Origin of the sequence: Colwellia piezophila ATCC BAA-637 (assembly GCF_000378625.1) — a bacterium.
Lineage (GTDB): Bacteria > Pseudomonadota > Gammaproteobacteria > Enterobacterales > Alteromonadaceae > Colwellia > Colwellia piezophila.
Genome location: NZ_KB905169.1, coordinates 224514 through 235494 on the forward strand (window position 1 = coordinate 224514; position 10981 = coordinate 235494).

Annotated in this window: 7 protein-coding genes; 3 read left to right on the forward strand and 4 right to left on the reverse strand. The window is 39.3% G+C overall.

Annotated elements, in window-relative coordinates; genetic code table 11:
- Positions 1-230 precede the first annotated feature (230 nt).
- Genes F580_RS0117065 through F580_RS0117075 form a run of 3 tightly spaced genes read left to right on the forward strand, consistent with a single transcriptional unit; the run spans position 231 to position 3966 of the window.
- Positions 231-698, forward strand: coding sequence for a (2Fe-2S)-binding protein (locus F580_RS0117065; RefSeq protein ID WP_019028965.1), 468 nt, complete (start codon positions 231-233; stop codon positions 696-698).
- Between the two features lies 1 nt (position 699).
- Positions 700-2877 (forward strand): xanthine dehydrogenase family protein molybdopterin-binding subunit, encoded by a 2178-nt coding sequence (locus tag F580_RS0117070; protein ID WP_019028966.1) that lies wholly within the window; start codon positions 700-702, stop codon positions 2875-2877.
- 12 nt (positions 2878-2889) lie between these two features.
- The gene (locus F580_RS0117075) at positions 2890-3966 is read left to right on the forward strand and encodes an XdhC family protein (RefSeq protein WP_019028967.1); all 1077 of its coding nucleotides are present in this window, start codon (positions 2890-2892) and stop codon (positions 3964-3966) included.
- Positions 3967-4691: 725 nt separating this feature from the next.
- Here F580_RS0117075 and F580_RS0117080 read toward each other — a convergent pair.
- From F580_RS0117080 to F580_RS0117100, 4 genes are all read right to left on the reverse strand, one after another.
- On the reverse strand, positions 4692-6008 hold the full coding sequence (locus tag F580_RS0117080; RefSeq protein ID WP_019028968.1) for a HipA domain-containing protein: 1317 nt from the start codon (positions 6006-6008) through the stop codon (positions 4692-4694).
- A 2-nt stretch (positions 6009-6010) separates the two neighbouring features.
- Positions 6011-6292 (reverse strand): helix-turn-helix domain-containing protein, encoded by a 282-nt coding sequence (locus F580_RS0117085; protein WP_019028969.1) that lies wholly within the window; start codon positions 6290-6292, stop codon positions 6011-6013.
- A 1753-nt stretch (positions 6293-8045) separates the two neighbouring features.
- A complete protein-coding gene (locus F580_RS0117095; protein ID WP_019028971.1) occupies positions 8046-9968 on the reverse strand; it encodes a TonB-dependent receptor plug domain-containing protein in 1923 nt (640 codons plus the stop codon).
- Positions 9969-10508: 540 nt separating this feature from the next.
- Positions 10509-10981, reverse strand: a 473-nt coding sequence (locus F580_RS0117100) for a FecR family protein (protein WP_019028972.1), incomplete at its 5' end; no start/stop codon positions are given.

The window sequence follows — 10981 nt, forward strand, 5'->3', positions numbered from 1 at the left end:
GTATAACAAGCAATGTACTTTATATAATCTAACCAAGTTAGATTAAAGGCTAGCAAACTGTTCTACAGAAAATTGAGGATTAACTATTGTTACTTTATAAGATTACGGCTACTTTAAATATGCTACTTGGCAGCATCACATGCCTGGACCCCCTTTAAATTACAAATAGCTAAACAAGCTATTTGTACGCACTTTGAATCTATAATGACAATAAAATAGGATGCAGACTTATGAAACAGTCAATAATTATCAACGGAACAAAACATGAGATTAATGTCGATTCTGATATGCCACTACTGTGGTTTCTTCGTGATGAATTAGAATTCACCGGCACAAAATTTGGCTGTGGAAAAGGGTTATGTGGTGCTTGTACTGTGCATGTAAACGGACAAGCGATACGTTCTTGTATCACTCCGGTTAGTACCTTAGTTGATAAACAGATAACTACCATTGAAGGGTTATCTGAAAATGGTGACCATGCCTTGCAAAGAGCTTGGTTGAATAATAAGGTGCCGCAGTGTGGATATTGTCAGGCTGGGCAAATTATGAATGCAGCGAGTTTACTGGCGGTAAATCCAGCCCCGACGATAGAAGAAATAGAAGCATCAATGCAGGGCAATATTTGTCGCTGTGGTACTTATCAACGCATCACAAAGGCAATTTCAGAAGCCGCAGACACGCTAAGTAAGGAAGCTTAACATGAGTAACTCAACTGTAAGTCGTCGACATTTTTTAAAAATAGTAGGTGTTGCCACGGGTGGTCTGTGCATTAGTATTGCATTGCCTGGCAATGTATTAGCCGAAAAAGGCATTATAGAAGATAGCAGTACAGAGCTGAATGCCTTTATTCACCTTGATGAAAATGGTGATACCACTATTTATTGCGGTCGTTGTGAAATGGGACAAGGCATCAGTACTGCCCTGCCTTCTGCTGTCGCTGATGAAATGGAAGCTGATTGGCAGCGCGTTACCGTGAAACAAGGTGATGCAGACGAAAAATTTGGCCCTCAAGCTACGGGTGGTTCCGCGAGTATTCGTAAGATGTACCTACCTATGCGAAAAGCCGGCGCTACGGCAAAATTGATGTTAATTGCCGCTGCAGCCAAGGTCTGGAAAACGTCACCTGATAACTGTTATGCACAATCTCATTTTGTAATTAATAAACTCAATCAACAGAAGCTGGGGTTTGGTGAGTTAGCGAGCATCGCTAAAAACATGCCGATTCCTGACACAGTTACCCTTAAAAAGAAAAGTGAATTCAACTACATCGGCAAGGAACTAGCCCGACACGACCAAAATGAGGTGGTAGTAGGAAAGCGTACTTACGGGGTTGATACTAAAATGCCTGGCCTGAAATATGCCGCTATGATTCACTGCCCGGTATTAGGTGGCAGTATTAAAAGTGTCGACAAAACACTTGCGCTAAAAATGAAAGGCGTAACCGATGTCATCGAAATCCCTCGTTTTGATGTACCATTTGGATCCATTGGCGGTGTAGCTGTGGTTGCTGACAATACTTGGACAGCACAGCAAGCAGTAGAAAAATTGAAAGTTGAGTGGGATTTAGGTGAAAACGTTGTTTACAACACCAAAGAATATAAACAACAACTCGTTGCTAATGTGGAAAAGCCAGCAACCTTGGCAAAAGAACGCGGAAATGTACATAGAGCGTTGAAAAAATCAAAACACAAACACAAAGCTACCTATACTGGCGGACACCTTTCCCATTCTCCAATGGAGCCTAATGCGAGTGTAGTATGGGTGCAAAAAGACAGTTGTGAAGTTTGGGCTTCAACGCAAAGCCCTGTAGATATTCAAAAAGTATTAGGCCAATATTTAAAACGTGAGCCTACCGATATCGTTGTGCATGTCGCGATGGCTGGTGGCGCATTTGGCAGGAAATTCAAATGTGACTATGTCCATGAAGCCGCAGTGATTTCTGAAAAAACTGGTGTCCCTATTCAGCTTATTTGGTCACGTGAAGAAGACATGCGTACCGGTTATTATCATTCAATTAATGCCCAACACATAGAAGCATCAATGGATGAGCAAGGAAATGTTACCGGATGGTTGCACAGAGCTGCTTTTCCTTCTATCCCCTCTTTATTTGACCCCTCACTCGTTAGAGCGCCAAAAGGTGCTCTAAGTGCGATAAGCAATCATTTATTCGGTGTACAAAGCATTAGAGTAGAATCAGGTGATGCTAAAGCCCATACCCGAATTGGTTGGTATAGAGCGGTTAATGCCATCTTTTATGGCTTTGCCTTTAGTACATTTGCCGATGAACTTGCCTATAAAGCGGGTAAAGATCCGCTTACTTTTGTAAATCAACTTTTTGATAATAATAATAAGAAAAAGCAGAAAAAAGACATTAAAAGGATTAAGGCCGTTTTAGCATTGGTCGCTGAAAAATCAAACTGGCATAACAGGGAAAATTTACCTGAGGGTCAAGGCATAGGCTTAGCGGTACATTATAGTTTTAAAAGTTTTGTTGCCATGGCAGTACATGTTGAAGTAAAAAATGACGATATTAAAGTATTAAATGTAGATTGTGCAATTGACTGTGGTCAGATACTCAATATTGATGGTGCAACAGCGCAAATGGAAGGCGCGGTTGTTATGGGAATGTCATTAGCTTTGACTACAGAAATCACCTTTAGAGATGGCGCTGTAGTTAACTCAAACTTTCATGACTATCCTGTTATGCGCATTGCCGATATGCCAAATGTTCGAGTACATATTACCGATTCAGACAAAAGCCCAACCGGCCTTGGTGAACCAGGTGTTGCCCCTTTTGCACCCGCATTAAGCAATGCAGTTTTTGCCGCATCAGGTAAGCGTTATAGAGATTTACCTTTTAAACCAATGGCAGTTTAGGGTTTGTCCGGTATGAGTAATCATCTGTCAGATATATTAGCTAAGTGGTATCCCAATAGAGATAAGTCTGATTGGGTATTAGCTACTATTTATAAAAGCAGTGGCCCCTGTTATCGAAAACCAGGAGCCATGATGTTGTTTAGTAGCCAAGGAGAGCAACTAGGCATGTTAAGCGGTGGCTGTTTAGAGTCAGATATAGGTATTAACGCCCGCAAAGTAATGCAAACAGGTCAGTCTATATCAGTTTGTTACGATGGTTCAGACGAAGATGATTTATCTTTTCATTTAGGAATTGGCTGTGGCGGCACTATTTACATTATGTTGCAGCAAGTTAATCATCAAAATGATTATTTGTCGTTAGTTCAAGTCTTTGATGCACTTAAGCAACGTTCATCAGGCTATTTTTACCAAAGTGTTGTTAGTGGAAATACTGATGAACAGGCGTATTTCGAGACTGAGAAAATAGCAGACATTGCTGCTTCAGCATCCTTAGTCCAGAAGCCACATGGCAATGATTGCAATGTTGTCCCTTCAACTAGTCAATTAGATAAAAATGAATGGTTAGTAACGCCCATTATACCTGAGCCCCACATTCTTGTTGTTGGGGGTGGCATAGACGCTTATCCTCTGGTAAATATGGCAAAACAATTGGGTTGGCAAGTCTCTTTGTGGGATCCCCGCCCGGCCAACGCGAGAAAAGAGTATTTCTCAAATATTGACTACATTATAAAAGGAGATGCTCAGATACTAAGCACTTTTGTTGAGAAAAAAAAGGTAAACGCCGCTATATTAATGAGCCACAATGTTGCCATTGACGCTCAAGCTTTGCAGGCTTTGGCATCAACAAAACTTCAATATGTGGCTTTACTTGGTCCTAATAACAGAAAACAACAGGTTATAACTCAGGCAAAAGTTCAGGCAAAAGTTCAGGGGAATATTGATGAACAAACCCTGCCGTTTATAATTTCAGGGCCAGCTGGTCTGGATATTGGCGGTACATTGCCTGAAAGTATCGCCCTGTCAATACTTACAGAGTGTCACGCAAGTTTATTCAACAGAAATGCTCAGTCGATGAGCCAAGTACTATGACAAACAGTAGTTATAATTAATAATAATATTTTTCTCAGCCAGAAAAATGAGCAGTTTTCAAGTTGAACAAACCATGTTAAAAAATTCAAACAAAAAGGTTTAATAATACCTGAAACTGTCGTTTCGAAGGATACTCAGATGTATTAGCTTTGATACAAGCTAAGTCCATCGGTAAATGAACATTACTTTCTTGGGTTGAGAACGTCTTTGACGGAGACTAAACCTTACAACGAATTTATCAAAGATTGAGCTGAAATAGCGATTATATTCGGAAGTGCCTAAAACGAGAAAGGGCTGCACATTGGGCAGCCCTTTGAATGTGGCGGTGAGATTGAGATTTGAACTCTACGTCGTAGGTGCTGAGCTACAAACCCTTGTTCAGTTTGTATAATCTAAAAAGCAAAAAGCCCGTTACAGAAGTAACGGGCTTTTCTTAATGTGGCGGTGAATCCAGATTTGAACTCTGTAAAAGGTATTGTGCTACAAACCCTTGCCGGTTTTCAAGACCTACACCTAAACCATAACAATCAATTAGTTATCTCTTGAATTCCGAATAAACAACTCTAATACAAGCCAATATAATCACAATATAGGTTAATAATATTCGGAAAATCATTAATGGATGTTAGCTGACTTTAGATTACATACTCTAAGGCGATTTCGCCCCCCAGAATCAGATAGAAACTTATGAGGTAATATTTTTCTATGTGTATAAAAACTAATAGCTATAGCTCAATTAAGACTACTTCATCAGCTTGTTCTAAAAGGTGGATCGTTCTTTTCTTTATATTCTCGCTTACTTGATTAAGATAATCACTTTCTTTTTGAGAAATGACATCCGTTGTTTCTAGCTCAGATATAATGTTATTTTCCGCAAGTATTTTCAATACCTTGGTAGCTAACTTTATTAGCATCCGACGGACTAACTTTCTATCAAGCTGGCAACTATCAGCAAAATCAGCCAGTTGATATGCATTGATGGTGTCAGGTTCAAATTCATCTCCCATTGCCATTGCTAAGGTGTGTTTAAATTGATCAAACATAGCTACATTGACTAAATCGTAGGCGGGGGTGAAAACGGTTTCGTTAGCACCATAAAAGAAAGAAACATTTTTACCATGGCTGTCATAGTTACTAATCAACAAATTAAACAGTTGCCAATTAATTAACCATTGCATATTTGCAATTGGCTCAGATGATTTTCGGCAAAAGCTAAATAATTGTTCAAGGTTAGCCCCGTCTCGAATATGTTTTACATCTCGACCATCACCTAGGTTGCGCTCATACTTATAATCTCTTGGTAGGTTTAACGCTTGGCAGCCATCAATCACATGTTTTCTTAATACTTTGTTATTTGTGACATCAAATCTTCTATCAAAGCGTTTAACTGAAAGAGCTGGATGCTTACCGAATCGTTTTAATGTTACTTCTGATGTTGGCAAGCCGACAAGATGTGATAATTTCATGCAAAAATATTCATTAATAACTAAGTTAGCGCAATTTTTACGCTCAAATTTAAGAATATACGTAGAGCTAAGACTACCATCTGCTAGGCCAATCTCACCTTGTTCATTCAAGAAGACATTTAATTTATCTTGAACGCCTGCAACGCTTAATCTTGGTTTGTCATCCCATTGTAAAAGCCCAATATCTTCTTTATGATCTAGACGGTGACTAAGCTCTGCTACTTTAATTAACCTAAAAACAGCCTTATCTGCTGACAATACTTGTTCTGATAAAAAAGAGAATGCGCCGGAAAGGTCGTTACCAATAGCTCTTATTTGAGGAAATACCTGTTTTTCATTTACACCAATATCTTGCGCAAGTAATTTTCTGGCTTCACCTTCAGGAAGTAAGTTATCTAAGAAGTTATAAGCCGCCGCTTTATCATGCTGTTTTTCAAACGTTAAAGCAGGTGAAATTGCGAAACCCGATTCTTGCCACTTTTGACTATATGATAGTTCGAGTAAGCCTGACTCTATGTGCTGGCTTAATTGGCCGATGACTTGTAAGCCATAAACTACATCTAAAGAATAAGACATTTTTATACCCAATCATTTTTAATGCTAGGTTTATCTATCTGTTCTAAAGTAGAAAGCTTTATACCTAATCCATTCAAAACAGAAAATACAGCGCCAAGTGTGCTATTGGGATTGCCATTTTCGATACGTGAAAGTGTATTAATGCCAATACCGCAAAGCGTGGCACAATCACTTAATTTCATCCTAATTGCCGTTCGTTTAGCCTTAATCACAGCACCTAAAATAGCTGGTTCTGTTATCCATGACTCATTCGGCATTTCTGTTGGAATGACTTGCTTTGCCATACGCTCTCTTCAAATTAATCACCAATAGAAGTGATTATAGGTAAAAGAATGAATAACGCAACATTAAATCACCGATAACGGTGAAATAAGTAATATGTAAGCTTAAAACGGATATAAAATTCAATAACGGTGATTATTTAAAGGAAAGATAAATCGCCTCGCCACTAAAAGTAACTAATCTGCAGAATTCTGGGAAGCCCAAACCTACCAAAATTTATTAGTTAGGTTTTTAATCAACGAACGCTAATACTTACTACTAAACCTGTCTCGCTAAGTGCCCCATTGAGATAGATCTGATGATCAATTTCACATAAAATCCAGAATGAATTTTTATAAATTGAAAGTGAAATGGACTATGAATCGGTCATTTTTATTCGGAAAGTATTAAGAAGTGTCTAAAACGAGAAAGGGCTGCACATTGTGCAGCCCTTTGAATGTGGCGGTGAGATTGATATTTGAACTCTACTGTAGGTATTACGCTACAAACCCTTGTTGGGTTTGTATAATCTGAAAAGCAAAAAGCCCGTTACAGAAGTAACGGGCTTTTCTTAATGTGGCGGTGAGATAAAGGTTTGAACTCTGTAAAAGGTGTTGTGCTACAAACCCTTTATTCGTTTGACTACTAAACTCAAGGCGAAAAAAACCGCTCATCTTTCGATTACCGGTTTCTTCTAATGTGTCGGTGAATCCAGATTGGAACTCTACTGTAGGTATTTCGCTACAAACCCTTGTTCGGTTTTTATTATCTAAAAAGCAAAAAACCCGTTAATCTTTCGATTAACGGGTTTTTCTTAATGTGGCGGTGAGATAGAGATTTGAACTCTAGGAGGGCTATAAACCCTCGCCGGTTTTCAAGACCTACACCTAAACAATAAAAATCAATTAGTTAGCTCTTAAATTCCGAATAAACAACTCTGATATAGACCAATACAACCACAATAAGGGTTAATAATATTCGGAAAGTATCTCAATTGATCTAAGTTTATTTTTCATAGAGTGGAGCAAAATATTGTACATCCATTTTTATATTCACAACTTTCAAAGATAGCTGACATTAGAATATATACTTTATGGCGCTAACGCTCCTAAAGTGAGTAAGGAAAATAAAGCCTAGGTTACGATATTAGATTAATTTTTATACGTTCAAACAAAGAAAAAATCCCTGACCTCGCCTACGCACATGGGTCAAAAACAATTGCCAATCAGAACAACCTTTATGACAAAAATACAAATTCAGCATATTGCCCTGCGGTAAGTAAGTTTTCCTCGTGAACGAAGCAAAATACAAAGAAAAGCTGCTACTCTCTGTTTAAAAATTTCTATAAGTTGTATTACGGGTGAGGTGTTGGAACTAAATCAAACTTTTTAAACGGTCTATTTTTATAGGTTATCTTATTGTAAACAAGCTAACATAATTTGTAGACGCACAGCCCCCTCAAGAATGCTCACCTAAACAGCATAAACAGTATAGATACAACAACTTACACGTAAGCCGCTGTACTATTGGTAGAAAAATAGTAGCAGTACCAGTCATTTGAGAACAATAGCTTACATCTGAATTAGCAACCAAAATCAGATAACAGCATTCACAATTACACTAAACTGTTTGCGTCATGCTTATAGCTCTTATTAATATCCCAATATTCATCCAAAAAACACCTTAAACAATAATAAAAACTATATTTTGGATTATATACCGCCCAAAAACTGCAATAATGGTGCGAACAGGACATCTAACATTAACTCGGGTTAGTTAGAACTCTTTACTCAGGCTTAATGTCAGACTACGCCCTACGTTATAAAAGCCAACCGCTTGTTCCTTGTCGTTATCTAGAATGTTTTTAACATGTAAGCGTAACAACAAGCTATCAATAGGAGACCAGGCTGCAGACAAGTCAATGTGGTTGTAACTTGGCATTTTAATCATCCCTGTAGGCACCGAGCTATCATAAAAACTATCATTTGCAACTAGTCGGCCAGTAAGTGAAAGCTGCTCGGTCGGCTGGTAGTTCACCTGAAAACTGGCTTTAAATTCGGGCCGTCTTCTGAGTACCACGCCTTCTTCATCGATATCCATCTTGTTATAAGTAAATTGTCCAGAGAGACTTAATTGCTCATTAGCCTGATAAGCTAAGTGAGCTTCTATACCTTCCGCAGTAACTTTAGAGCGGTTAACATTAGTAAAGGCAATAGGGTCAAAATCGACAAGGTCAGTGAAAATATTTTTGTAAATACTGACTCTAGTAGTCAAACTATTGGTGAAAAAATCACTGTCAATACTGACATCATAATTTTTACTTTGCTCCGGTTTTAATTCGGGATTTCCGACAAAAGGGTGAGCTACCGCGAAAAAGCTAGGGAGTTTAAATCCTTCACTATATTGTGCCGAGATGGTGCTTGTAGCACTGAGTTGATAACGACTGATCAATCGAGCGGTAGTGACATCAATTTGATCCGCTTTGTCGTAACGTACACCTAAAGTGAAATGAAGTGATTCAAGCGGGTTAAGTCGAGCCTCAGCAAAAATAGACTCAGTTGTTCTTTTCAGGGTGTAATCCGCAGGCACCGGAAAACCAAAGTCAATGATGCTCTTCATGCCACCATCCTCTTTTGCATAGGCGCCACCCAATGCGATGGTATACTTTGGTGATATCTCATAGCTAGCCGTGGCACTAATATCCAAACGTTCATAGTTGCTGATACTGTCTATTGCTGGAACACCATCAATCACACCAGGGGCAATGCCAGGGCTGGAAATATCTTCTTCACGCTTGGACCAGGCACTATTTAAATCAAACTTGATAGCATCACTATATCTATGTTGTACTTGGGCAATGGCATTGGTTTGGGTAAAGTCACGTGTTTCGGGATCACGAATAACGGCAAGACGATCTCCGCCGCTATCTTCAGGGAAAGTGGCAGCTTCACCCCCCGCATAGAAGAAGCCCATATTCCATTGGGTCATACTGTCAGTAACTGAGTTTAAGGAAGCAATGATTTCCTGACGTTCAAATGCATCGCCAAAGGTGCTGTCATCACCCCGTTGGAATGAACCAATAACACTCAATTTGGCAAGGTCAGCAAGCGCTACGCCTAAGTGAACAGAGCCACCAAACATACCATTCGAGCCCACTTTAACACTGGCTGTTCCGCTGCGCTCAGCAGAATATTTCTTGGTTTCGATACTCACCACACCAGCTAGGGCATCACTGCCATAAACGGTTGAAAAACTGCCATAATATACGTCAACCTTGTCGATCACTGCGGGATCAATAGTACCCAAATCAAAAGCGCCTCCACGGCTGTTGGTCGGATCGTTTACCTTGACGCCATCGATAAGTATCACCACAAAGTTTGGATCGCCACCGCGTATTGACAAGAAGGTGAGGCCACCTGCACCTCCCTGTTCAAAAATGTCTATGCCGGGTACTCCTGCGAGCACATCGGCAAAGCTGTTGGGGGCTAATGCGGCAATATCTTCAGCTGAAATAGTAAATTTTGGCAGACTAGCTGCCTCGCTCTGATCGGGAATATGGGTGCCAGTAACGGTAAATATTTCTGTGTTGTTGCTTACTACGTTATTTGCCTCAGGGCTAAGGGTTGTTGCACCAAAAGCTATAGGTGTACAAGTGAGTAGTAGAGTGCATGATAAACTGGTGAGTGATCGATACTTCATGTTATTAAAAAGATCCTTGATTGTGATTATTATTTTATTATTTTATTATTTGAATGAAAATGTTTTAAATACTCGGCTAGATGACTTTGTCTCGCTAGGAAAATCATCTGGTACCTTTTGCACACCAAGGCCCCGCACAAACGTAAGCCTGCTTGATACTGACAAATAAAAGCGCTAAAGAAAGCGTTTTATTTACTCATAAAAAGATAATTTAACCCTTAATGATTACAGTAGAGCATTATGGTCAATCCTTTGAACCTTGACCTTAACACACCCATCTAGCCTGCGAGGCTATTCTAAATACCGACACGCTGCGCGCAAAGAAACTAAACGCCAGTACCAACAAGACTCTTGATTTAAAAAGAGAAAACCAAACATCACAAACCACCTACATTAGTAAATTTGACCGTCAATATATCAAATATTCACAGCCGCTTAACTTATAATGGTCCTGACTAACAAGGAATAATTTCTTCTCACTTGACTTGCTGTTTTTGCTGCTACCGCATAACTTGTAGCAAGCATAATGACTATTTTTACTTAGTACTTAGTACTTAGTACAACCATTTTATCACCATTCCAGTGATGTTTTATACCAAACGATTTATCCAATGAAGATAATACTGAATCAAGATCATTGGTTTTAAATCGACCTACTATTTTAACCTGCTTTAAATCACTGTCAGCGATTTCTATAGCGACACCAGTATAGCGAGTTATTTCAGCAACCATATCTTCAAGCGGCATACCGGTAAAAACTAAATATCTACTTTGCCATGCTAGAGTTTGGTTTACGTCAGATGTCAGGCTAACATTGTTAATCAGATCGGGGGTGATAACAGTTTTACCATCAATAGCGATTTGTCTGCCAGCTTCAACCTTGATGCTAACAGGTTCGCTATCAATTTCACTTGTTTGTAGTTGATCAAACACCTTCACAGTACCATCAGTGACTATCAGCTCGATCAATTCATCTCTGGCATACTCTATATTAAAGGCAGTGCCCACCGCTT

Excerpts from the sequence above, each read along its gene's own strand:
- F580_RS0117080 (WP_019028968.1), bottom strand. The coding sequence starts at position 6,008 with ATGTCTTATTCTTTAGATGTAGTTTATGGCTTACAAGTCATCGGCCAA.
- F580_RS0117095 (WP_019028971.1), bottom strand. The coding sequence starts at position 9,968 with ATGAAGTATCGATCACTCACCAGTTTATCATGCACTCTACTACTCACT.
- F580_RS0117085 (WP_019028969.1), bottom strand. The coding sequence starts at position 6,292 with ATGGCAAAGCAAGTCATTCCAACAGAAATGCCGAATGAGTCATGGATA.
- F580_RS0117065 (WP_019028965.1), top strand. The coding sequence starts at position 231 with ATGAAACAGTCAATAATTATCAACGGAACAAAACATGAGATTAATGTC.
- F580_RS0117075 (WP_019028967.1), top strand. The coding sequence starts at position 2,890 with ATGAGTAATCATCTGTCAGATATATTAGCTAAGTGGTATCCCAATAGA.
- F580_RS0117070 (WP_019028966.1), top strand. The coding sequence starts at position 700 with ATGAGTAACTCAACTGTAAGTCGTCGACATTTTTTAAAAATAGTAGGT.